Annotated in this window: 18 protein-coding genes and 1 pseudogene; 9 read left to right on the forward strand and 10 right to left on the reverse strand. The window is 36.7% G+C overall.

Going from position 1 to position 25,613, the window contains the following annotated elements:
- Positions 1 to 559 precede the first annotated feature (559 nt).
- Positions 560 to 718, forward strand: a complete 159-nt coding sequence (locus tag CUC15_RS20220; RefSeq protein ID WP_205317649.1) for a hypothetical protein — start codon at positions 560 to 562, stop codon at positions 716 to 718.
- A 157-nt stretch (positions 719 to 875) separates the two neighbouring features.
- On the opposite strand, the gene CUC15_RS03555 is transcribed toward CUC15_RS20220, so the two are convergent.
- Positions 876 to 1,040 (reverse strand): DUF2187 family protein, encoded by a 165-nt coding sequence (locus CUC15_RS03555; protein WP_242985992.1) that lies wholly within the window; start codon positions 1,038 to 1,040, stop codon positions 876 to 878.
- 360 nt (positions 1,041 to 1,400) lie between these two features.
- Between CUC15_RS03555 and CUC15_RS03560 the strand changes: the two genes are divergently transcribed.
- Positions 1,401 to 2,726, forward strand: a complete 1,326-nt coding sequence (locus CUC15_RS03560) for an amino acid permease (RefSeq protein ID WP_114915391.1) — start codon at positions 1,401 to 1,403, stop codon at positions 2,724 to 2,726.
- Here the strand turns inward: CUC15_RS03560 and CUC15_RS03565 are convergent.
- Positions 2,723 to 3,352, reverse strand: a complete 630-nt coding sequence (locus CUC15_RS03565) for a LysE family transporter (RefSeq protein ID WP_114915392.1) — start codon at positions 3,350 to 3,352, stop codon at positions 2,723 to 2,725. The genes CUC15_RS03560 and CUC15_RS03565 overlap by 4 nt on opposite strands.
- Before the next feature lie 1,310 nt (positions 3,353 to 4,662).
- On the opposite strand from CUC15_RS03565, the gene CUC15_RS03575 reads away from it, so the two are divergent.
- Positions 4,663 to 5,970 (forward strand): MFS transporter, encoded by a 1,308-nt coding sequence (locus CUC15_RS03575; RefSeq protein ID WP_114915394.1) that lies wholly within the window; start codon positions 4,663 to 4,665, stop codon positions 5,968 to 5,970.
- A 247-nt stretch (positions 5,971 to 6,217) separates the two neighbouring features.
- Here CUC15_RS03575 and uvsE (CUC15_RS03580) read toward each other — a convergent pair whose 3' ends face one another.
- Together uvsE (CUC15_RS03580) and uvsE (CUC15_RS03585) are read right to left on the reverse strand one after the other, a co-directional pair.
- Positions 6,218 to 7,183: a UV DNA damage repair endonuclease UvsE gene (gene uvsE / locus CUC15_RS03580; protein ID WP_114915395.1), complete on the reverse strand. Its 966-nt coding sequence runs from the start codon at positions 7,181 to 7,183 to the stop codon at positions 6,218 to 6,220.
- A 41-nt stretch (positions 7,184 to 7,224) separates the two neighbouring features.
- Positions 7,225 to 8,178 (reverse strand): UV DNA damage repair endonuclease UvsE, encoded by a 954-nt coding sequence (uvsE, locus tag CUC15_RS03585; RefSeq protein ID WP_114915396.1) that lies wholly within the window; start codon positions 8,176 to 8,178, stop codon positions 7,225 to 7,227.
- 227 nt (positions 8,179 to 8,405) lie between these two features.
- On the opposite strand from uvsE (CUC15_RS03585), the gene CUC15_RS03590 reads away from it, so the two are divergent.
- Positions 8,406 to 10,430 (forward strand): catalase, encoded by a 2,025-nt coding sequence (locus tag CUC15_RS03590; protein WP_114915397.1) that lies wholly within the window; start codon positions 8,406 to 8,408, stop codon positions 10,428 to 10,430.
- 315 nt (positions 10,431 to 10,745) lie between these two features.
- Positions 10,746 to 12,704 carry an alkaline phosphatase family protein gene (locus tag CUC15_RS03595; RefSeq protein ID WP_114915398.1) on the forward strand — a complete coding sequence of 653 codons (1,959 nt, stop codon included), beginning with the start codon at positions 10,746 to 10,748 and terminating at the stop codon, positions 12,702 to 12,704.
- A gap of 410 nt (positions 12,705 to 13,114) precedes the next feature.
- Here the strand turns inward: CUC15_RS03595 and CUC15_RS03600 are convergent, their stop codons facing one another.
- Positions 13,115 to 13,618, reverse strand: a complete 504-nt coding sequence (locus CUC15_RS03600; protein ID WP_114915399.1) for a DUF3231 family protein — start codon at positions 13,616 to 13,618, stop codon at positions 13,115 to 13,117.
- A 210-nt stretch (positions 13,619 to 13,828) separates the two neighbouring features.
- Between CUC15_RS03600 and CUC15_RS03605 the strand changes: the two are divergent.
- A pseudogene (locus CUC15_RS03605) lies at positions 13,829 to 14,597 on the forward strand (DUF2935 domain-containing protein).
- A gap of 354 nt (positions 14,598 to 14,951) precedes the next feature.
- On the opposite strand, the gene CUC15_RS03610 reads toward CUC15_RS03605, so the two are convergent.
- A complete protein-coding gene (locus tag CUC15_RS03610) occupies positions 14,952 to 16,085 on the reverse strand; it encodes a zinc-dependent alcohol dehydrogenase (RefSeq protein ID WP_114915400.1) in 1,134 nt (377 codons plus the stop codon).
- Between the two features lie 802 nt (positions 16,086 to 16,887).
- On the opposite strand from CUC15_RS03610, the gene CUC15_RS03615 reads away from it, so the two are divergent.
- Positions 16,888 to 17,253 (forward strand): DUF2512 family protein, encoded by a 366-nt coding sequence (locus tag CUC15_RS03615; protein ID WP_242985936.1) that lies wholly within the window; start codon positions 16,888 to 16,890, stop codon positions 17,251 to 17,253.
- 160 nt (positions 17,254 to 17,413) lie between these two features.
- Here the strand turns inward: CUC15_RS03615 and bcbE are convergent, their stop codons facing one another.
- The 3 genes from bcbE to CUC15_RS03630 all read right to left on the reverse strand — a co-directional run bounded on the left by bcbE (position 17,414) and on the right by CUC15_RS03630 (position 20,626).
- On the reverse strand, positions 17,414 to 18,634 hold the full coding sequence (gene bcbE / locus CUC15_RS03620) for a bacillibactin exporter BcbE (RefSeq protein ID WP_114915401.1): 1,221 nt from the start codon (positions 18,632 to 18,634) through the stop codon (positions 17,414 to 17,416).
- Between the two features lie 182 nt (positions 18,635 to 18,816).
- Complete coding sequence (locus CUC15_RS03625) at positions 18,817 to 20,019, reverse strand: MFS transporter (RefSeq protein WP_114915402.1); 1,203 nt, start codon at positions 20,017 to 20,019, stop codon at positions 18,817 to 18,819.
- Between the two features lie 25 nt (positions 20,020 to 20,044).
- Positions 20,045 to 20,626, reverse strand: a complete 582-nt coding sequence (locus CUC15_RS03630; protein ID WP_114915403.1) for a TetR/AcrR family transcriptional regulator — start codon at positions 20,624 to 20,626, stop codon at positions 20,045 to 20,047.
- Between the two features lie 593 nt (positions 20,627 to 21,219).
- Between CUC15_RS03630 and CUC15_RS03635 the strand changes: the two genes are divergently transcribed.
- Both CUC15_RS03635 and CUC15_RS03640 read left to right on the forward strand, forming a co-directional pair.
- Complete coding sequence (locus CUC15_RS03635; protein WP_114915404.1) at positions 21,220 to 23,574, forward strand: ABC transporter permease; 2,355 nt, start codon at positions 21,220 to 21,222, stop codon at positions 23,572 to 23,574.
- A 143-nt stretch (positions 23,575 to 23,717) separates the two neighbouring features.
- Entirely contained in the window at positions 23,718 to 24,485 is a 768-nt protein-coding gene (locus CUC15_RS03640; protein WP_114915405.1) for an ABC transporter ATP-binding protein, read from the forward strand.
- A 166-nt stretch (positions 24,486 to 24,651) separates the two neighbouring features.
- On the opposite strand, the gene CUC15_RS03645 is transcribed toward CUC15_RS03640, so the two are convergent.
- Positions 24,652 to 25,566, reverse strand: a complete 915-nt coding sequence (locus tag CUC15_RS03645) for an AraC family transcriptional regulator (protein ID WP_114915406.1) — start codon at positions 25,564 to 25,566, stop codon at positions 24,652 to 24,654.
- Positions 25,567 to 25,613 lie beyond the last annotated feature (47 nt).

Here is a 25,613-nt window from a genome sequence, read left to right on the forward strand (position 1 = left end):
GATTCTTCATTTTACAGAAGACTAATGATCGGAGAGAAGGCAAGTACGAAGAACCTGCATTATCAAAAAATCTATGATGTGGAGTCATACCACAAGTTCATTGAAATTGTGGTATGACTTTTCAATCACCTTCCAATAGAGTTTTTGTTGTATCTTTGGTTTGCGTTTTCGCAGGATATCAAACGATTCCCTGGACTTTTATGTTCACTATTTTTATACATACTAAAGATATATTAAAACTTATAAGTGTTCTAAAGTATTTCAACATAGTGGTAATTGTCTATGCCTTTTTATAATATAATTCCAATAATATGTGCGATAGATTCTCTGGGATTGGTATGAAAGAGTCATAATATTTTGAGGGTAAATGTAGAGAAGGGCTATGATGAACTGGTCTTTCAAATCTCTATATTCCTCATTAAACAGCGAAAAAGTCAGTCGAGGTAATTCGTATAGTCATCTACTAAGAAAATGTTTTATGCTTTGCTCAAATCCTTGGGTTATCCTTCGTGCTTTTTGTAAATCATAAGATTGTATAATAATAAAGGAGGATTTGTATATGAGACAAGATCAACAAGTGAAAAATAATTTGAGTTCGAGTATGAAACCAGGATTTGCCGGAACTGATACTAAAAAAGTAAAACAGGAAATCCAAAAAGATGTGAGCGAAGGACAAGGTGCAATGACTTCCCGTGAGGCGGGAGCAATACGGGATTAAAAACCACTTTAGGTGTACCCCCGAAAAGTTAGAGTTTTAATTATGTACAGGACAATAGATAACAATCCAAAGAAATAAATAACTGTTGTCGAATTTAATTCTTAGATTAAAGGCGCTTTCCAGTATTGGGAAAGCGCCTTTTACATGTTATTACCTATCAGATAATTTCATAATTTTTATGTCCAACCACTGTCTTATCTCCTTCAAACTCTAAATCGGTAGAATTTTCAGTAACCGTTACAATCACTGAATTTTGATAAATCTTTTCGACAATCCCCTTTACACCAGACTTAAATGAAATTTCGTCACCGATTCCTGCAATATTATTTATTTCCAATGTACGTCCCACCCTTACATAAAGTATCTGTTGGATTTTCAATTTTCTTTTCCTGCAATTTAACATCCAACGTAAAACATCTTATATAAATTCCCCCATTTCAGGATTATAATTCCAGGTTACCGTAAAAAAGTAAGAGAAGTTTAAAAAAACATTATGATTTCATTAAAATTTTTGATGGTTTTGTTTGGTTGTCGGATTTCTTATGAATTGTTTATTTTTTGTTACAGGGACCAAAGCGTTTTTAAATAACATTTAGAGCCCTTTACTATACATAGAAATATTACAAAATTTATTTCTGAATATGGGGGATTATATAAGGGTGTATATATAAGGAGGATTAACATGGCAGAGTCAAAAAAGGTAGAGAACAATATGAAATGGTGGCAATTATCTTTGTTTGGGGTTGGTTGTACGATTGGTACTGGCTTCTTTTTGGGCTCAAGTATCGGTATCGGGCAAGGGGGACCATCAATCGTCATAGCGTTCGTTTTGGCTGGTATCGCAACATATATTGTTTTCGACGCATTAGCCAGATTAACGGCAAGCCATCCTGAAAAGGGAGCATTCCGTACTTATGCGAAGCAGGCCTATGGTTCCTGGGCCGGGTTTAGTATTGGATGGATGTATTGGTTTGCAGAAGTACTAATTATGGGTAGTCAGCTTACTGCATTGTCTATTTTTTCACGCTTTTGGTTTCCGAATATCCCTCTATGGTTATTTGCAATCGGGTATGCGATTCTGGGTCTTTTTGTATTGTTGGTTGGTGCGAAGAAGTTAACGAGTATTGAAAATATATTTGCTGTGATAAAGCTTGCTGCAATTATTATGTTTATAGTCATAGCCGGGGCATTTGTTTTTGGTTTGTTTGATGGGGTAAAACAGTTACATATACCCAGTAGCATGAACGAACTCTTTCCTACGGGATTTATGGGATTTTGGGCAAGTATGATTTTTGCCTTCTATGCATTCGGAGGTATAGAAGTGATGGGTCTTATGGCCGTTCAACTAAAACAACCTAAAGAAGCCCCGAAATCAGGCAAAGTAATGATTTTATCGCTAGTAACTATTTATACTATCGCCTTGGTTTTTGCATTAGTTTTAGTGCCATGGGATGTTTTTAATACGAAGGAAAGTCCATTTATCGTTGCCCTTGAGGACTTTGATTTAGGGTTTGTCCCCCATATTTTCAATGGTGCATTGATTGTTGCAGGTTTCTCAACCATGGTTGGGTCTTTCTATGGTGTAACTACTATCCTCGTTTCATTAGCTCAGGATGGAGATGCTCCTTCCCTTTTTGCAAAAGATGGGAAGTTGGCTGTACCGGTACCTACCTTAGGTTTACTTATTATAGGGATTGCCGGGTCAATCGTGATGTCTCTGGCACTTCCAGATAAAATATACACCTATATAACTACAGGTGCAGGTTTAATGCTTCTTTACAACTGGTTATTCATCATCTTATCCGCCAGAAAGTTACAGAAGGACAAACTAAAAGACCGAATTAAATACTTCGCTGGAATAGTATTGTTACTTGCAGGTATAAGCGGTACATTGGTTGATAAAACTAACCGACCTGGCCTTTTTATCAGTCTAGGAATTGTTGGTTTAATAGGGATTTGCGCATTTTTTATGAACAGAAAATGGAAGAAGGAGGCTAAGGGCTATTAATGCTCGATTAATAATAAGATCCCTTGCCATCCAAAGAAAAGGCCAAACCCAATGAGTGCCAAACCGGAAATGACTGCGATGCCAGTAAGTATGCGTTCGTTAAGTAATTTACGGAAGCCACTTGAAACTGCAGCCATAACAATGTCCCAGGTCAATAAACCGATAAAGATAGCACAGCTATATAGAATCAGAGTTTGGGCTCCATAACTGGATGCAGTTTTTGCGAGTACGGAACCATAAATACCTAACCAAAATAGGATTGTTAACGGATTTGTAATCGACATGATAAATCCTGCAAAGAATGATTTATATAAGGGTTCTGCAGACCTTTCATGACTTGCTTTTATTTCCTTAGCACTTACTATGCTTTCGATTCCGGTATAAATTAAAACAAATCCTCCAAATAACCATAAGAATGTTTTTACAAATGGTGTATCAAGGACATGTACAACTCCCATATAGACAATTAGCATATATAACGCATCAGCAGTAATAGCTCCCAGTCCGACGAACCAAGCGGGAAAAAATCCCCCTTTGATTCCCCGATCCAGTTGGGCTGCGTTTACTGGACCAATTGGTGCCGCAAGTGATAAGCCTAAAAGAATATAACTGAAAAAAATACCCAAAGTTAACACTCCTTCAAAGATTGCTATGTACTATTTATCTATATTCATAAAGGAGTGCTTGTACAACTAAAAGAAAGGGAAATAAGTTTAAAGGCAGGACTTAGAAGGTTAACAATTCTAAAAATACTTAATGTGGGAATTTATGATGCATGTGTGACGAAGTAATGTTTCAAAGTTTATCATAAAAACGCCTAATAGGTTTATCTTTATATATTTATAATATCCATAAGAACTATGGACTTTTTTTAATTGATATAAATTAATCCAACTTGGGCTTTTATGTTATGTCCAAATTGACATATTGAGTATATGTCATGTAGAGAAAATTCTTTTTAAGAGGCTGTTTTACTCCAGCCCCTGCAGATTCCTTATAAGCCCAATTATTTGCGATTATTTTGTTGATTTTTGTTCTTCTCGTTATAGTGGACATTATTGAGAAATTGATATTCATTTCCATCCGAAAACTCAACCAATACTCTTTGGTTTTGCATGTTATTGTTTCCTTTACGATTTTCATGTTTTAAATTCTCGTTATCGTTTATAATAAGCCCTCCTTATTTTTAATACATTGCCATTTAGGGAATTATACCCGCGTGTCATAGCAAAATTGGCAATAAGTTTATATTGCCCCATTTCAAAAAAGTAACCCACTGAACCCTGAGTCTGGATACAGTACTAGCTATTATTTTTGAAGCAAAAGGGTAAAGTGGAGACATTTTAATAAAACAACGTTTTTAAAAAATTGTGCAGCTCAACAATAATAAGGGGTTACTTTAAAATTGAACTATTATCAGAAAAATATGGATTTGAGAACTTAAAAGAAATTACCATAGAAAAGGTCTAATTTCTCAATATTAAGATTGAGAGAAATTGGACCTTTTTACGGATATAAATATTTTCACTTTGGTGATAATTTTCAAAACTCTTTCTTAGTGTTTTTCCTTTGTTCAACGGTAGATATTGTTTGACATCAGTTTCAGAAAATCCTTGATACATTGATTCCTTTTTTGCAAAAAAATATTTACCAAAAATTGGTTTTTAAGTTAATTTGAAAATTTCCCTCAACCCCTTGACACACTCTTGCTTAGATGGGTAAAATAGTCCTTTGTTTTTAATGAATTATGATTGTATAACTTTATTTTAAGGGAAGGAGAAATCAATAGTTAGCATAGAGTTTCAAAGTCTATATCTTTTCATAATTAGTTAAAACAAATATAAAATATGGAATTATGAATGTTAATTACACATGGAAACTCCACATGAACTGATTTATTGGAGTATCTATTGAATTTATAGGAGGTGGGGATATCATGACTATTCCCGATAAGAAAATGCTTAGGCGTGTTGTAGCGTCAAGCTTAATTGGATCGACAATTGAATGGTATGATTTCTTTCTTTATGGTGTTGTAGCTGGTATTGTATTTAATCAGCTTTATTTCCCAACAGGTAATCTTTTCGTTTCCACGATGCTTGCTTTTGGAACATTTGCAGCTGGTTTTGTTGTAAGACCAGTCGGTGGTATAATATTTGGCCATTTTGGAGATAAAATTGGACGTAAAAGTATGCTAGTCTTGAGTCTAACGATAATGGGAATTAGTACAGCTTTGATGGCCTTTTTACCAACATATGGGCAAATAGGGATTATCGCGCCGATTTCCTTGGTGCTTTTACGTATGATTCAAGGGTTAGCATTAGGAGGAGAATGGGGAGGAGCAGTCCTTATGACTTTCGAACATGCGCCTGAAAAAAAGCGAGGATTATATGCTAGTCTTCCTCAAATTGGTCTTGCCATAGGTCTTTTATTAGCATCAGGAGTGGTAGGGCTATTGTCGCTATTACTTGCAGAAGATCAATTTCTCCAATGGGGATGGCGCATAGCTTTCGCGATTAGTGCACTATTAGTATTTTTAGGTTTATGGATTCGATTAAATGTGGATGAAAGTCCTGAATTCAAAAAGTTCAAAGGAGAAAAAGAAGATTCAGGCATTCCTATCAAAGAAATGTGGCGAGGGAATGTTGGAAATATCCTTGCAGGTATGGGAGCAAGGTATATTGACGGTGTTTTCTTCAATATTATGGGTGTCTTCTCCATAACTTATCTTACGCAAAACATGGATATTTCACAAAATGTCGCCTTATTAGGTGTGTCTGCAGCAGCCTTCGTAATGTGTTTCTTTATTCCTATCTTTGGTTATATTTCAGACCGTTTTGGCAGAACACGGACATATTGGTATGGCAGCCTGGTTACAGGATTTTCTGCAATACCAGCTTTCTGGTTCATGTCAAATAGTGGTAGTAGCACATTAGTAATATGGTTATCCATCATTATTCCATTGGGTATTTTTTATGCCGCTGTTTATGGACCTGAAGCTGCATTATTTGCGGAACTATTTGATGCCAAAGTGAGATACACTGGGATATCGTTTGTATACCAGTTTTCCGGAATATTTGCTAGTGGGCTGACACCTATGGTTGCTACTTATTTATTAAGTTTGAGTGATGGGTTCCCTACTTACCTTGTACTGTATGTTATTTTTGCAGGTATTCTCAGTGCATTTTCAGTACGTTGGATTTCCTTAAACAAAGCTAAACAAGGGAATCTCGGCAACAATAGATAAATATAATCATCTGTTCTATTAAAACTAGCTGTAGCGGACTGCTTCCCATGAAGCAACTCTCTACAGCTAGGCATATTAATGATTACTCAACACAGCAAAGATTACCAAAACAAAAATATTACAATATAAAGGAAGTGATGCTCTTTCTGTTGGAAAGAGAGCTTTGATGTTTATAGGAATACAGATAGATTTGGCTGCAAGGTACAGGTTGACAGATCTGGTGGCTACAATTAGCTCGTCTTTTCATTTACTTTAACGAGAAAGAAGAGCCATCAATAATTTCAATATCTTTTCTTGTTTTTACTTCATCCATTAATTTAAAAAGTGCCTCATCTTTCCACTTAGCTTCAATCATACAATCAATTTGTGGAATACTACCCTTTATTACTTTAAGAAATTTGAAAAACATATCGATATCTACATAATCTGAATGATGGCGAAATGCATTATCACTCTTTGGACTTGATATATGCATTTTTATTGAGAGAGGAGAATGCCTCCATGTCTGCACAATTCTATTCCAATTGATTTCCCAATTTTCATCCTTGTGATGAGCCAGATGATGATGATAATCAAAAACGAGAGGTATATTTAGTTTTTCACATAAGTAAAGTGTATCTTCTAAAGTAAAAGAAGTATCATCATTTTCAAGCATGATCATCTTTTGAATCATTTTTGGAACATCCATCCAATTATCAACAAATCGTTCAAGTGAAATTTCGGTTTCTTTATAATTACCACCAACATGCATGACACAGCGATGCGTTGGATCAATCCCCATTGCTTTTAATAATAAGTAATGGAGCTTTAAGGTTCTTATTGAATTTTTCAAGATATGCTTCTCTTTAGAATTAATGATAACAAAATGATCGGGATGAAAATCAACTCTTATCTTATGATTTTTTGCGAAATCTCCAATCTCACGAAGCGGTTCTTTTAATGGCTTTATATAATTCCAATCAAGAAGCTCCTCGTGGTTGGCTAAAGGGATAAGGTGAGAGGTTAAACGATAGAAATGAATATCAGACGCTGCACTATGTTTTAACAATCTTAGTGTGTTGTGCAGGTTCGAAAGTGCAATACGTTCTAATTTGCGAATGGCAGCTTCCCGATCAGTAATTTTGTTGAATTGGGTAAACGTCATTGTTTGCGACGGCGATGCATTTTTTAGTTCCATACTCATTGCGACATAACCAAGCCGTACAATTGTCATTTTGTTCCACCTCATCCGTTTTATTGTTAAGTTCTTCACGGTTACCATTCCACAGATGCACTCGAGATCCGTTTGACTCCCCGAATTGCTGCTATATCCTCTACAAGTTTCTGCATTGCAAGGTTCTTTTGTTTTGCTTCTATCATAATGTCAAAGTCCTGATTAAGCTCCTTAGCCATCTTTAAGAAGGGAAGAACGAAGTCTAAAGAAACAAAATCGGCATGGGAACGGTAGGCATTCTCAGATTTTGGTGAAGAAATATGGACTTTTGGTACGATATCAACGTTATTCCAAGTGTTAAATATACGGTTTAAGTAATTGGCGAGGTCATTCTCCACGTTATTCGCCATATAGTGATGATAATCTAGTACCATTGGAATGTTTTCCTTTTCACAAGCAAGGAGTGTTTCCTGAACGTCATATGTCTTATCATCATTTTCCAGCGTCATATGCTTCTTAATTTCCTTGGGCAATTTTTTAAGGTTTTTATAGAAGCGGTTTAACGACTTAGCTTTATCCCCATAGGCTCCGCCAATATGAATGTTAATTAATCCTGTATCGAGTACATTCATTGCGTTTAGCATCTTAAAATGATAGTCCATACTTATTATGGCATTTATTGTTACTTCTTCTCTTGGACTTGTGAAAAGTGTAAATTGATTTGGGTGAAAACTTACTCTAAGGTTGAAATGTTTGACTATATTTCCTATCTCTTCCCATTCGTTTTTAAATGGAGTTAGGAAATCCCACATCACTTCCGGATGGGTTGCTAAAGGGACTAGTGTGCTTGAAAACCGGTAGATGTCTATTTCATGCGCGATGTTATAATACAGGATTCTTTTTGTGTGATGTAAATTTTGTGCTGTTATATATTTCAGCTTTTCCATTCTCTCGTTTTTAGGAAGCGTTGAATACCGTGTAAAAGTTAACGTTTTTGATGGACTTGCATCCCATAAGCCTAGTGCATTTGCTACATATCCGAAACGAATCTTCATCTACTTTCCCCTTTATTTAAACTTTGATAATGATGTTTTTTTGAGGCAAAAAGCCAAATATATTTTATCTTCTGCAATAGTCCATTTATGTATACACAAAAGTAGGTTTTACATCCAATCCTATTATACCTCCGTTATTTTTAAATAATTTAGATAACATCTGTTTGATTCAAAACTACATAGGGAAGAGAATTAGTGAATAATTATAAAGGAGGAGATGGAGTATCATGAGTAACGAAAAAGGTAATAAAAAGAATGAACAGCTCGATCAATTTCGGGTAAAGGATGAAGGTGAAGCACTGACAACCAATCAGGGACTGAAAATGGCTGAAGATGAGTTTTCATTAAAAGCTGGTGAGCGCGGACCTACATTATTAGAGGATTTTCATTTTCGCGAAAAAATGACTCACTTTGACCACGAAAGGATTCCAGAACGCGTCGTTCATGCCAGAGGATTTGGGGTCCATGGAGAATTTGAAGTCTATGAGTCACTTGCTCCCTATACCAAAGCCAAATTTTTAAATGAACCTGGAAGGAAAACTCCTGTATTTGTTCGCTTTTCGACAGTGGCTGGTTCACGCGGTTCCATGGATTTAGCACGCGATGTACGAGGGTTTGCAACAAAATTCTATACAGAAGAAGGGAATTATGATCTGGTTGGAAATAATATGCCTGTCTTCTTTATTCAGGATGGCATTAAATTCCCCGACTTTATTCATGCAGTTAAACCAGAACCGCATAACGAGATTCCACAGGCACAGTCCGCACACGATACATTTTGGGACTTCGTGGCAAATAATCAGGAAACTGCGCATATGATTATGTGGCATATGTCGGATCGTGCCATTCCAAGAAGCTTCCGGATGATGGAAGGGTTTGGAGTACATACTTACCGCTTGATCAATGAAAAAGGACAAGCCTTCTTTGTGAAATTCCATTGGAAACCAGTGCTTGGTGTGCATTCTGTTGTGTGGGATGAAGCACAAAAGATTAGTGGAAAAGATCCAGACTTCCATCGCCGTGATTTGTATGAAGCAATTGAAAACGGTGATTATCCTGTCTTTGAGCTGGGCTTGCAAATTATTAATGAAGAAGATGAATTTAAATTCGACTTTGACATTCTTGACGCTACGAAGCTCTGGCCGGAAGAAGACGTTCCAGTACAAATTGTCGGAAAAATGACGTTGAACCGCAATGTGGATAATTACTTTGCAGAAACAGAGCAAGTAGCCTTCCACCCCGGACATGTTGTTCCTGGTATTGACTTTAGTAACGATCCGCTCTTACAGACGCGTCTATTCTCTTACACAGATACTCAGCTGATTCGTTTGGGTGGACCGAATTTCCACGAACTGCCAATTAATAAACCAGTTGCCCCATTCCACAACAACCAGCGTGATGGTTATGGACGCCAGACCATCAATACTAGTCCGGTGAGCTACCATAAAAACTCGCTGGCAAACAATACACCAGGACCGGTCAGTGAGGAAGAGGGCGGATACAGCCATTACCAGGAAAAAGTGGAAGGCCGCAAAGTTCGCGCTCGCAGTGAAAGCTTTAAAGACCACTTTACCCAGGCCATTCTATTCTGGAACAGTATGAGCAGTGTGGAGAAATATCATATCATTAATGCATTCAGTTTTGAGCTTGGAAAATGTAAAGAAGTGTCTGTACGTGAGCAAGTTTTAGAAATGTTCTCGAATGTTAACCATGAGCTTGTATCTGCGATTGCAGAAAATCTAGGGTTGCCTGTCCCCGCGGAAAAAGAAATAACATATGCAAAATCTTCACCAGCCCTAAGCCAGGAAAACACCATTAAGAGAACAGACACACGTAAAGTAGCTGTCATTGCAGCAGACGGATATCCAAAGGAATTATCTGAAACGATTAACGAATTAAAAGCTGTCAGCATAAACGTTGAGGTTGTAAGTGACCATCAAGGCACCATTCAAGGCAATGACAACACGGAACTTCCAGTTGACCATACACTAATGACAGCAGACTCTGTTCTGTTTGATGCCGTCTTGATTGCTAGCCAAAAGGGAAATACCCCATTATTTGATAAAGAAGCACCTTATTTTGTTAAGGAAGCCCTTCTGCATTACAAACCAATTGGTGCCATAAAAGAAGGAGCCGCCATCCTAGAGTCCTTGCAAATTTCTGGCCAAAATGGTGTAGTCATTGATGACAGCAAGCAATTTATAGAAGCTGTTCGTAAAGCTAGATTCTGGGATCGTGAAGGGAAAAATTAAGGAATTTTTATAGATGAAGGAGCTGTTTCTGAAATCGCTAAGCAGCATTTTTGGGAAAGTACATTAAATAATAGTATATATGGGAAACATCTGATAACAAGTTTCTTGTGAGTGATTAGGCCCCTTTATGAAAGACAAGACAATATCACATTAACTTTTAAAAACGTTGGATAACCTATTGTAAGATGTCTTCGTAGGGATTTTTAATCTAATCGGAGGCATTTTTTTCATGTTGTGTGAGCGACTGACTCAGGTTTTATATTTTCTAATTAAGGGAATAGATACGTTCGCTTATAATGAAAGAGGTGCAAAACCATGAAACTAAAAGTAAAATTAACTTCCCTTCTTATAATGATAGTAGCATTTAACCTTACTTTTCTTCTACCAGCTTTCGCAAGTTCAAATGAAAGTCCTACATATACGGTAATTTCTTTTGATGGAATGCGTCACGATTTCACTGAAAATTATATGCATGAGGGATTGCTGCCAAATTTTAAAAAGGTAAAAGATAATGGACTATTTGCAAAAAACTTCAAAACAGTTTATCCTTCTTTAACATCGGCATCACATGCAGCAATATCTACAGGTGCAAAGCCAGAGAAAACGGGCATGATTAGTAATAACCTTCATAAACCCGGCACGAAACTTACCGAAAAACAAAGTGCCTTCTTTTCATCCCTCGATACGATTCCTATTTGGGCAGAAGCAAGGAAACAAGGAAAAACAACTGCAACTGTCCTTTTCCCCGGTTCCAATCCGGAAGAAGGTAATCAAGCGACATATGCTATTTATAACGGTAAAACATGGGCTGAAAGTGATCTTAATAATTTGACCTTTAAAGAAGCTGTTGAATGGAAGCAACTTCCTAAAAGCTATAGTCCCGCAAAGGAAAGCACGCTATCCTTGAAACTTGGAAAAAGTGCTGGTCAAAAAATCTATATATTGGCAGCTGACTCAAGGGATAATGGAGTGATTGACTATGATACATTTTACTTTACTACAGATAAAAATCGTCCATTATCAGAGGCTGTTCATCTAAACGAATGGGGATCTATTTCATTTCCAATCAATGACCAGCATTTAGCTGGATTTTCTTTTAAGGTAAAAGATTTCGACCAATCCTTGGAAAATGTTAAGTTTTACAGAACTGCAGTCACCTCAGGGGTTATACATGGACCCCAGGAATTTAAAGATAACATTGCAAAGAAGTTTGGTCATCTGCCTGATCAGGATGATGACCTGGGACTTGAGAATAATTGGATTACACGTTTGGAATATGAAGAGATCAGTGAGCGGTTTGCCAAGTGGACAACCGATGTTTCTCTTTATATCAAAGAGCAATACAAACCTGATTTATTATTCTTTTATTATCCCCAAATAGACCATGAAGAGCATAAATATCTTTTGGTCGATCCCAGACAGCCAGGATATACGGAGGAAAAATCGAAACAGTATATGGATTATATTAAATGGGCATATCAGCTAGCTGATCGATCGCTTGGGGATACGTTAGAAAAGATGAGTGACAATGACCGGCTCATACTCATTTCAGATCACGGAATGGAGCCTGTTCACACAATGATTTCCCCTAATCATGAATTGGAGGAGGCAGGACTTTTACAAAAAGATAAAGATGGAAAAGTAGATACGGAAAAATCTAAAGCTTACGCTGTGGCAAGTGGTGCAATTGCTCATATATATATCAATTTAGAGGGTCGAGAACAAAACGGTATTGTATCAAAAGAGGAATACCCAGAAGTTCAAAAAGAAATTATGGATATTTTCAATGGTCTGAAAGTAAAAGAGCCTTCTAAAATAAAAAGAATGCAATATTTGTTGGATAAGTCACAGCAAAATTCGAGCAATGATAATGGCATAACTACTTTTAAAAAAGTGATGAAAGTATTGTTTGAACCCAAAGAGAGACCATTTGAAGAAGTCATTGCAAAGGGAAGTAAGGAAGATAGGGTTCTTAGTCACGAACAGGCAGGCGATGTATTGCTGATTGCCAAACAAGGATACTCTATTACTCAAGATGATGAGTCTACAACCAAAAAGTCAGTTGAAAGAGGAATCCATGGTGGAAATCCAGAGCGGATGGAATTACGGCCCATCTTATTTGTGACCGGCAATAATTATCCAAAAGCGAACATTAGGGAAGAAATTTCGACACTGGACATTGCTCCAACTTTATATGAGTTAATGGAACTTGACACTCCGGAATTTGTCGATGGAAAGGTGATTGACAAGATTATCGAAGCAGACCGTAACTAAATATTTCAAATACAGATTCAAAACGGAATTTATCATCGAGAAAGAAAAGCTAGCGGTGGAAGTGACAAACTCAGGATAAAATCATGCAACTTGTGCATCGCTATTTGGGTATAGCAGAAGTGCTTGATCCAAAGTAACTTTTAGTACAGATAAAAACATTTGAGATAACCTATAAAGTAAATCTAATTCGACGAATCAATAGTAGTTAATTGAAAAAAGGGACTGTACCGCAAAGTCCCTTTGCATGTTATTCTTGAATGTTTAACAAATTTCTTAACAAATAGTTCGTGCAACTAAGGCTGTCATCTAAAGACTTGATGACAGCCTTAGTTTTTTACTAGACATAGAAAATGCCCTTAGCTTTGCATCATGTTTTTGTGTTATTAGCGAAGATTGTTTTGCCTATTTTATTATGAATTTTCCACTTGAAGTGGCGGTGGGATTATCCAGCCTTTTTCTTTATTTAGCCTAAGTAACTTAGCGCCAAATAATGCTTTTTCCGTATGGTACTTACCGAACATCATTGCAATATCCTCTCGTAGGCATTGTCCCATTACCGCACTGCAGGAAACAAGTCCTTGTCCTACATTTACTGAAAGAATAGCGCTAATTTCTGGATCCATGAATCTTGCACCAGCAGGAATTTCCTCTAAATTTGCTTGTGGACGTCCGGGTAAAGAAGGGGGAGGAACCACTCCATTATCTTTCAATAACTTTTCGATTTCCTGGTTTTCAGATTGCATCTTATTAATTGCTTCTTCAAGAAGTCCTATAAGATCTTGATCTCCTGCGTGATTGACAAATGCCCCATACATGCTAATAAGTCCATTATTAGCTTGAACAAATGACCATGTCCCAATTACTTCGCCATAATGCATCGGTTCATTTTTTGGATTACCATCCATAATTCCCAATATAAACACTCCCTTGTATATATTTTTTCATAGGTAGTATGTGGAGTACAAGAATATTTATACAAATATCAATTGCAGAGTTTTTTATCAAGTGATAGTACTAGAGAGATTTGCGAATTTCAAATTGAGGTTATACATCTAATATTAATAATACTATTCAATGTAGAATAGAATAGAGCAAACTACAAAACAAAGGAGATGTATTCAATCATGGTAAATTACTTAAAAAGTGCTGTTTTTGAACATCAGTTTTGGCTACAGGTGCTAGGGGATCATGCACGATTTATCCATGATTCACTTTATCCTTCTGAGAAGAGAGATATTGAAAAAGCTGCTTATTTTATCCAATACTTTGACCAACTTCTTATGCAGGCTAGTTATCTTAATGAATCAAATGCCATCTCATTCTCTAATACTGTTGAAGAAATCACAGAACAACTAAAAGAATTTAAATTCTCCATCATCAGGCGACATTTGTCAGGGGATATTGGTATTCACCTTACACCTACTTTTATAAATCATATGGTTAATGAATTAGAGGAATACCAACTGATACTTAGTTACCTCAAAAATGGAGAGATACCACCAATATTTCACGAATTGCATCATCATTTAATCTGGCTGCTGGACGCTTCTGGTCATTCAGGTGCAATTGATTCACAAATGGATGGTGTGGAAAAAAGACTAAAAGAAAAGAGCCAAAACTTTACGAAGCACTTTGAACAATTCTATTTAAAGGCAGTAGAATTAACTGGCTACTTACGTGCAAATGTTAAAACATTTCCCGCATTAAATAGATTTAATGATGACGTTGAGGTAGAAATCGGGTTATTTAATACATTTTTAAATGAACTAGAAGAAAATGGAATTAACTGCAGAAGTATTGGGGACATTTACCGCTTCCATGGCAGACCATATGGCAAGGGAGGAACATTATTACTTAATGAAGCTTGCAGAATCTAGGAACATTAGCAACTAGTTAGAATTTGGTGTGAAGTAAAAAGTGGCTGTGCCAATGGTAGATTGGTATGCCACTTTTGTTTATGTTACTGCTTTTCGAATTGTAATTGGCTGATATGATCAATATTGTGATTTAATGCTTGGTGGCAGAGCCTTACTGTATGGCTAGCGGGAGCTAACCCTTAGACTTGAGAACGTATTTCCTTGCAGAGGAAAGACTTGGAGTCCGGAAACCTACCAAGCAGCCGAGTTGTACAACATTTGAGCAGGTATCTTCTAATAAGTATGTCAGCTAAGCTTAAATAACCTAAGTTCACCTCACTAATACAACATTAATCTCTTATGAGTTAAAGTTACTGAAGAAACTGCACAACTATGGTTTTAATACAACTTTAATGCAATTATCTTCCTTATTATTAAAAATATGATATCCATGAGTGGCTTCTTCCAACGGCAAAGTGTGAGTAATGATTTTCGTAGGATCTATATCCCCGTTCTTTATTTTATCGTACAAGTATGGCATATAATGACGTGCAGGTGCTTGTCCCATTTTAATATTAATGTTACGAGCGAAAAAGGGACCTAACGGGAACATATTGTATAAACCACCATAAACACCTGTGATTTGTAATGTTCCACCTTTCCGTACAGCCTTTGCAGCAATTTGGATTGGACCCAATGTCCCACCTTGGAGTTTTAATTTCTGTTCTACCCACTCCAGTGGAGATTTCTTACCATCCATTCCTACACAATCGATCACAACATCTGCTCCACCTTTTGTTAATTCTTTTAAGGTCTCGCCCATATCATCATACTTAGTAAAGTCAAACGTTTCCGTCTTGTTCATTCTTTTTGAATGTTGGAGTCGATTTGAAATGTAATCTACTGCAATAACACGTTCAGCCCCTTTTTCCCAGGCAAACTGCTGAGTCATTAATCCGACTGGTCCACAGCCTAAGACAATAACAGTGTCACCTTTTTTTACACCTGCATTGTCTACGCTCCAGTAAGCAGTAGGCAGTACATCCGATAAAAACAATAGGGACTCATCTTCTAATTCACAATCTTTTGGAATAACAAAAGGGGTATAGTTACCAAAGGGAACTCGTAAATACTCAGCTTGCCCGCCGGGATAATTACCGAATTTTTCAGAGTATCCTAGATAGCCACCCGAATCATAGTGGGGATTAGAGTTATCACATTGACTTTCTAAATCGTGTTGGCAGTAAGTGCATGTGCCACATGCTACTGTAAATGGGATGACTACACGATCTCCTTTTTTCACGCTTGTAACATTTGGGCCTGCTTCTTCAACAATCCCCATTGGTTCATGCCCAATAACATAATCGATAGGTAAAGGGAAATTCCCTTGATATAAATGAAGATCCGAACCACATATAGCTGTTGAAGTCACTTTTATAATGACATCTTCACGGTCCTGTATCTTTGGTGCTTCTACTTTTTTTACGGCAATTTCATATTTGCCCTGGTATGTGACAGCTCTCATGATGTCCTCCTAACATTTTAAAAGAACTCCCAAGGTGTGTATGGTCGCTCTCTCTACATTTAATGTTTAATTTTCCGTCAATGATTTGCAATTCGGTCAAATTCTTATACAAGCCTTTTTAAAGCGTTCGATAATTGTTCCTACAGGGTGCATTTACCAGTTAAAGATTCAAACTCATATGTTAGCCATGGTAATTCAATGCATTGGTAACAACATGCCTGGGTCAGACTAATATTGTTTTGAACAAATATCATCCATGTATTTTGGTGTATTCCTGTATCAATTAATAGACCTATCTCAATTACAAAAAAAGACAAATATATACACAATATTAATCTGTAATAATAAAGGTCTTGTTCTAAAGGACTGTATTATTTAAGTTAACCCAATATGGTGAGTTTATTCGTGTACCTATTATCTCAATTTGAATAAATATAAATCATGTTAGCTTTTAGCTAATCTATACTAAGGGGGTAAATTTTTAGTCATACTGCTAAATTCTATAAGCTGTTCAAAAAAGCATGAATATGCGTAAATCTGGAGTTTACTAATTCAACTGCAGTAGTGGATATAGTGTTTTTATCGAACTTCAAATAGCCTAACAAGAAGGCAATATATGTTGTTATAGATTTGTTCTTGGTTATGAAGAAGAAAATTCACTAACTAGTGGTGTATATTTTTATATGGTATCTAATGTCTGGAATATTAATGTGACAGGAGTAACAGCTGTAGACGCAACTCTATATTGAGCTAATGATAGAATAAAACGCTATTTTAATGGGAGAAATTAAACTCTAAGGAGGTGCTAAAACTGACTAGCCTGATATTAAAAATCTTTGCTTGTCCAATTGCCGTTATAGTTGCTATGTATTTATTTCCCGGTGTAGACTATGGATTATTATGGCAGGCGATTGTTGTTGGATTAGTACTTGCATTAGTTGGAGTGGCAATGGAGTATTTTATATTAAGAAGAGGGAATTTATGGCTTAGCGTTGCAGCACATTTTGTAGTCTCTGTTTTGATTGTTTATTTTCTCTCTAACTTTCTATGGAATGCGTCAGTTACCTTTCTAGGAGCGGTTTTAATCGGTTTTTTGCTAGGTATAATAGAATATTTTACTCACAGATATTTAATTTCAACTGGGAAAACCCAAAAGTCACCGGCTTAACTTTCTTTTCAGTATAATAACATACGGTTTTATAAAGGGTTATTGAAACACAATTATTGTTAAAAAGGAGCAGAAAGCATAATCTGCTCCTTTTACTATGCCATATATAAAGGGAGATCAGGAATCCCCGATAATTGAAGTTTACTTTATTATAAGAAACTTATGACTGCGCCAAGACCTCCTCTACTTTCTTCTCGGGTTTTATTGCCCAAAAGGCTAAAAGAGCAGCAATCATACTTAAGGCAGCAAAAATAAGGTATATATGATTGAAGTTATTTTCTAATAATAGGGCAGTAACTGGAGGTCCAGCTGCAACACCTAAAAAGCGCATGCTGCTATAAAAAGAAGTGATTGTTCCTCTTTCTTCTTTCGCGATGCCAGCCGTTATTAAGGTATCAAGGCAAGGCAGGGACAGACCAATCCCAATGCTGGTTATGGTTAGTAAAAGTATCATTAAGAAAAGTCCTAGATCCTTATTAATAAAAGCTAATGCTGCAGCTCCTCCTCCATTGCTTATTAAGATAACAGAACGCATTACAGTTTTTTTACCACCAATTTTCTTGCCGCAAATATATGAGGAAATACAGAGAAAAAGCAGTGGTACAGCGAGTACAACCCCCTTTACAACACCAGTAATATCATAATCGTCCTCTAAGAGTGAAGATAGATGAAATAAGAAACTAAAAAGAATAAACATATTTAAACAGCCGATTATAAACACTGCCGTCAGCCACCGGCCATTATGATGGAAGGTTTCTTTCATTTCATCTATAAAGTCCCGAATGCTCTTTTTCTTACTTTCTTCGTTGTCTTTAGGTACCTTTACGAATTTAAGAATCAGAAGCAAGGATATGACAGAAAGTACTGGGACAGAGGCAAAGGGTAGATACCAGATCCACGCTGCAAGTACTGCTCCAAAGATGGGACTTAAAACCTTTCCAAATGTATTTGAAGTTTCAATGATCCCTAAGCTGTGACTCATCTCCTTTTCATCTTTAAACATATCGCCGACAGTAGGTATAACAACTGGAAAAGCTCCTGCCGCTCCTGCCCCCTGCAAAAACCTGCCAACCAGAATAAGCATAAATGGATCTTCCCCTCTCCAGGCTGCCCAGGTGGAAACAATTCCGCCAATTGCAGAAATAATTAAACTAGGGATGATTACTTTTTTTCTGCCTATTCTGTCAGATAAGTAGCCGGCTATTGGTATAAGCAAAATGGCGATAATCGAGTACACAGTGATAATTAAGCTTGATTGAAAAGCAGAAATACCGATCTCCTTTTCAATAACTGGCAAGACTGGTATAAACATGGAATTTCCCAATGTCATGGCTAACGGTATAGATGCCAGAGCAAATAAGTCCCATTTCTTTTTTTCCATAATGTTCCTCCACTAATGAATTCTGAGAGAGATTTCCTGCTAGTACTTTCCCCTTTTGTTTGGTGAATATACAGAAAACAAAAAAAACCCCCATATGAATAGGGGGCAAGGTAATATTCGAGTTTAAAGATTTCCTTTTGAAAGAATCCTGATCTTTATTGATTGTCATTTGTGCTAATATATTATTTCACTATACTTTCAGTCAATCGTTTTTCTTTCCATACAACTGTAATCCCAAATGCTAAAACCATAACAACCGCAGCAAAAAGATAAGGATAATGGATGTTTACGTCAAATAATACTCCAGCCATCATCGGACCAAAGATGGTCCCTAGACTTGTATAAGTTGAGTTCATTCCAGCTACAAATCCTTGTTCTTTTCCAGCAATTTTCGATAAAAATGTCGTCAATGCCGGACGAAGCAGATCAAATGCAAGGAAAATGAAGCAAGTGACTAGAAGGACTGTCAAGTAGCTGGTAATTACAGCCGATGCTACCGCAAGAACAGCACCGACAACTAAACATAATTGAATCAGTTTCTTTTCACCGAGCACTTCAACCATTTTTCCAAATATAAATACTTGAACAACTACGCCAACAATTGAGCTTACTGTAATAATGGTTGCAATATCTTTCGGTGTATAGCCAAATTTATGATCTGCAAAAAGACTGAATACAGTCTCATATGCTGACAAACCGAATGCGAGTACAAATACAATAATAAAAGCAATAAAGTAGTTTGGATGAAGAGATTTTTTAATATCGCCGATAAAGTTTGTCTCCCCTGATTCAGCATAAATATTTCCAAGTTCTTCTTTCGTCAGCGGCTCTTTCAATATAAATATCGATGAAATACATGCTAAAAAACCAAGACCTGCCGCAAAGAAGAAGGGCATGCGGATACCATATTCTGCGATAAACCCGCCAATCCCTGGTCCTATGATAAAACCAGTGCTGATGGCTGCAGAAATATAGCCCATAGCTTTTGCCCTTTCTTGCTCAAATGTAATATCTGCTACATAAGCAGTAACAGCTGGCATAATGAATGCAGCACTCATACCTCCAAGAACCCTTGCAAGGTAAAGCACGAATACATTCGTTCCAGCACCAAAAATAAGTTCAGAAAGTCCGAAAATAAATAAACCAATAATGATCATTTTCTTTCTGCCATAACGGTCAACCCACCGACCTGCGAATGGTGATGTAATTAGTTGTGCTACAGCAAATACAGCTACAAGATAGCCCATTGTACTTCCTGTTAAGTGCATGATATTCATAAATGATGGCATAACGGGGATGATGAGTCCAATTCCTAAAAAGGCAAGAAATAAATTGCTTAATAGAATAATAAATACCATTTTTTGTTCTTTAATAGGTTTCTTCATATATTAGCACCTCTTTCTATATGGATTATTGATGTGAAATACCTCGCCAAAAAACTTTCCAAGAGGCTGCTAATTTTGCCTGTAATTTTTTCTCATTATTTCCATAGACAAGCTCAAGCAAAATAGAATCGACAACACCTAAATACGCGAAGGTCAGTGTTAATGCTGTATCGTCAATGATTAATTCAGCATTAATCCATTCCTGAAATTTCTCTCGCAGAATTGCCCGCTCTTTTTCCTCAATATCAATAACTTCTTGTTCGATTAATTTTTCTAAATGGGCTGGCGGGAAAAAGGACATACGCAGCCAAAACTTTAGCTGTTCATCTTTTTGAAACAGGTCGATGCTCAATCGCAGATACCCGTATAGAGCCATTTCTGGATTATTTACATCAATTTTATCAAAATATTGAAGTGTTGAAGATAGATCCATTTCTTTTGCATCGCGTAATACTTGCAGAAATAAATCATCCTTTCCATCAAAATGAGTGTAGATGGATTGCTTTTTCAAGCCAACTTCCTCTGCTATTTGTGAAAGTGACGCACCTTCATATCCATGAATAGTGAAATATTTTAATGCTGCATCTTTAATTTCATCGCTTTTCAATTAAATCGATCCTCCAATGAACGAACGGTCGTAAGTTATTTTAGCAAATTAAGTAAATGTAAACAAGTACTAATGTTATTTGGCTTACTTTGCACTTGCGAGATACAAATTACTTGATCGACACTTTATAAGCTAATATGGTGATGTGTAATTAATGTTAGAAATATCAAATAATTTGCTATAATATCAGTGAGATTTTTAGGGGAAAGGAGGGTATAGTTTATGGCTAACTGCAAATATGAAAGCGCGGTATCCCATTCAACCGTGCCATTTTGCGCACCGTAACCATGTCCCCTCCGAGATACGTTGCTAATTCCTTATTCGCCATCTTTTTCTTTCCATTATTTGTTACAACTTCAACCGATCATCCAAAAGGAATGAAGTGCTAAAAACTATGTCAAGGATGGAAGATTTTATTGGTTCTAATATCTGCTAATAGTCAACTTTGTAAAATAGGGCTGAGGGCTTAGTAAATAATTAGACTCAAGCGGGTTTACCCAATAAATGCCGTTTTGTATGATTATTCTGTACTTTAAACAATCATTCGGGTTAAGTCTACTAAGAAACAGCATGTATATAAAGGGGGGACGATTTTGTTTTTTAAAATTGTAAAGAATGATTTCATCAGGCAGAAAACGGTAACAATTTCAGTATTTTTATTTATCACTATGGCAGTTATTTTGGCAGCAACTGCCATAAATAATATTGCCAATCTTATTCAGGGGATGTCAGATTTTCAGGAGAGTGCAGTCCCAGCTGACATTACGGTGATGCATGCCGGAGAATACGACCAAGCAGAAATTGACCAATTCGCAGAACTATCCAGTGATCATATAGCGATGCAGGAGACGATGGTTCTTCAGAATATTGATGGAAGCAATATTCATTTTGGACAAAATCAATCTATGGCTGGGACTATACAGGATATTTCATTTGTTGTACAGAATAAGAATTTCGATTTTATATTGGATCTGGATAATGAAAAGCTGGATGTAAGGGAAGGTTTTGTTGCGGTTCCTGTTTATTTCATGCAGCAGTATGACTTAAAAATAGGTGATGCGATTACGGTGAAAGGCGGTGAGTATGAGATCGAGTTTGTCATTTCAGATTATGCAAGAGATTATGAGATGAACGCTTCTCTTACTTCTTCGAAACGGTTTGTGATAAATCAGAATGACTATGATGAAATGCTTGAAATGCAGGCTGGGGAACTGGAATATCTGATCGAATTTAAGCTGAATGAAAACGGGGATTCTGCTGTTGTTCAGAATGCCTATAACGAAGCAGGTCTTCCGGCAAACGGTCCTATATTGGAAGGTAAAATATTTATGATGTTTAATGCTATGTCAGATATGGCGGTTGCGATTGTCATTATATTTATTAGTATTCTACTTATTGTGATTGCTTCGCTCTGTATCAGACTTACATTTCTGGCAACGATTGATGAAGATATTAGAGAAATCGGTGTTATGAAAGCAATGGGAATATCCAAAAAAGATATAAAAAAGGTCTATCTTAACAAATACAGAGTCATCTCAGTAGCAGCCGGAATTATCGGTTATCTGTTTTCCTTTACAGCGGTAAATCTGTTAAACGGTAATATGAGACTTTACATATCGTCCGATTTATCAGGAAACTTAAAATATGTACTATCACTTATAGCGCCATTATTGGTATATTTCATGATTGTGCTTTACTGCAAGCAAGTACTGAAAAGAATCGATAAGATTTCCGCGGTAGAAGCATTGCGGCAAGATTCTATGGAACGCGGAAAGAACCAAAAATACACTCTCCCGCTGTTGAAGAACAAATTCCTCAGCACTAATATTTATATGGGGTTAAGGGATGTATGGAAACGATTCAAATTATACAGACTGCTGTTTGTTATTTTTATCGTATGTACGTTTATAATCATTCTCCCTGTAAATATTTACAACACGATAAATTCACCGGGATTTTCCACATATATGGGAATAGGAAAACATGACATGAGAATCGATCTTCGAAGAACAGAGAGTATTACAGAAGATTTTATAAAACTGCAGGAAGAGCTGAAAAATGATGATGATATTGAAAAGTTTGCACCCTACATCACAAGTTCCTACCAGGTCAAAAATGCGGAAGGTTCCTTTGACTATATTAATATTGAAACCGGAGATTTTTCCGTATTTCCATTAAAATATCTGGAAGGAAGAGCACCGGAGGGTGAAGGGGAAATCTCGCTTTCCTTTGCCAATGCCGCAAAGGACGGATTAAACAAGAAAGTAGGAGATGAAGTAACCGTAATGGCTGGCGGGGAAGAACAGACTTTAATAGTTACGGGTATTTATCAGGATATTACGAATGGGGGGAAAACAGCAAAGGCACATACGAGTCTTGGTGTAAATGAAGAGGCCGTACTTTGGTATATTGTGAGTATTGATTTGGCCGACGGTGTTGATATCCATGAGAAAATGGATTCCTACCAGAATGCTTATAGCACGGCGCAGGTAAATGATATTAAAGAATATACGCAACAGACGCTTGGAAATATCATAGAGCAGATGGGTACCGTAGTGGTAGGCGGGATCGCCATCGCGATCATTATAGCTGTATTAATCACGGCATTATTCCTTCGAATGCTATTATCTAAGGATATGTCTCAGATTGCCATCATGCGAGGTTTGGGATTAACTTCAAATCAAATTAGTCATCAATATATGGCAGGAACGATGATGGTCCTCCTATTCGGAATCATACTTGGTGTGCTGGTTTCTAATTATCTAGGGGAGTTTCTGGTAAGTATCGCCATGTCCTCTATGGGAGCCGCAAAAATTGAATTTGTTCATATTGTATGGCAGACTTGGCTGCTATGCCCGTTAGTACTGGTTATAGCTGTGGGATTGATGATATTTATGTCCTGTAAGGTAGCCGTAAAAGATGATTTATCTGTCGTTTTAAGAAGTTAACAGTACTGAAATGCACTGGCAGGGGCTATTTCTGCTGATACGGAAGAAATGTCCTGCCTATAGACACCAACTGTAAGAAAGCATTCCAGGACCCTCTGTGGAAATAGACTTTGATATTAATATTTGGCATGGGAGGAATATAGATGAGCAATATAGTAGAAGCAAAAAATATGAACAAAAAAGTAGCATTGGGAAAAGAGAATGAGCTTCATATCTTGAAGGATGTCAACTTGGATATAGAAGAAGGTGAATTCGTATCGGTCATGGGACCATCTGGAAGCGGGAAATCCACACTACTTTACAATGTAAGTGGAATGGATCGCATTTCTTCCGGCAGTGTAAAATTTAAGGGCAGTGAAATCAGTAGCCTAAAAGAAGAAGAACTGGCGAAGATTCGATTAAGTCATATGGGATTTATTTTTCAGGATATTAATCTATTAAAGAATCTGTCTTTGATTGACAATGTTATGTTTCCTGCTCTTGTCTCAAAAGATGCGGATAAAAATGCGGTGTATAAAAAAGCAAAAATGCTGATGGAAATGACGGGTATTGAAAAACTTGCTGATAATCAAATCACTCAAGCCTCCGGCGGGCAGCTGCAGAGAGTTGCAATCTGCAGAGCATTGATCAATGATCCGGATATCCTATTTGGAGATGAACCAACCGGAGCATTAGATTCCAAATCCTCCGTAGACATTATGAACATTCTGGCAGAGATTAATAGTAAAGGTACAACGATTATGCTCGTTACGCATGATGCTAAGGTGGCAGCCAAAACTGAAAGAGTATTGTTTATGGTAGATGGAAATATTTTCGCAGAGAAGAAAATGAGTAAGTATAGCCCTCAGCATGGTGATATACAGAAAAGAGAAGAAATCATTATGAAATGGTTAGTGGAAAATGGGTTCTAATTTTTCATCTGCAGTAAAGATAGAAAAAATAATAAGCATTGGACAAGTCTCCAATGCTTATTATAAAACTTCACTATTAAAGTATTTGAAGAATAGAGTATGATAATTCTTAAAAAGCCGTTGCAGCAACTGCCTTTGTTCCTAGTACCACTATTTTCTCATCAACTTAATACAAACCCTTATATTCCCTTTGAAATTTTTTGGGTGAGAGGTTATATTCCTTTTTGAATAGTCGATAAAAACTCGAGTAATCATGAAATCCGCAATCAAGCGCAATTTTCTCCATTGAAATTTGATTTTGTTTAATCATCGTCACGGCAAAAGATAGTCGCTTTAATGAAACGTAACGATAAAAGGGAAGATTCATATTTTTCTTGAAATAGTGAGAGAAATAGTATTTATTTAAATGAAAATGATTCGATACTTTATCTAAGCTTAATTCTGGATCGGTTAAATACGTTTCAATATAATCCAGCACCGACACAAACCTGTTATCCAGCTCATCCTTTTTACTAAAATTTGGCTTACTAATTTCAGGATTATAGATGACTTGAAGCATCTGGAATAGCTGGTAATGCAATGCAAAGGAATACGCTTTTTGCCCACTGTTCATTTGATTAACAATTTCATCTACTAAAGAGATTGCATCTTCAAAGTTTTGGGAGTGCAAATGCAGTACATAGGAGCCTTGTGTTTTTTGTAAAATAATATTCTCTTGCAAGGCGGGTGAACTTGATATGAAGTCTTCCATTAAGTCCTCACTAATGCTAACAATAATGCGCTCGTAGCTATCAATGTCCTTAACAATAGCGCGGTGAACAGCGTAGGGAGGAATCACGACGACATCGCCTCTCTTTAGATGATACGTCTTCCCTTCACAAAAGAACTCACACTCTCCCTCTAAAAATATAAGAATTTCCAGCACATCATGCATATGCAGCTGGAACAAAGACTCCAATTGGGAAAACATCTCTGCAGAGTTGTTAAATTTCTTGTGCCAATCGTTTGATTGATTTTTGGGGTTGAGATAGTTTATTTCAAATCCTTGATTCACTACAGGAATAAGAATGGGCTTTTTCATGGATTAGTTTCCTTTCAAACAGCAACATTTACAATAATTTTAGCAAT

The organism is Oceanobacillus zhaokaii (genome assembly GCF_003352005.1).
GTDB classification, from domain to species: Bacteria; Bacillota; Bacilli; order Bacillales; family Amphibacillaceae; genus Oceanobacillus; species Oceanobacillus zhaokaii.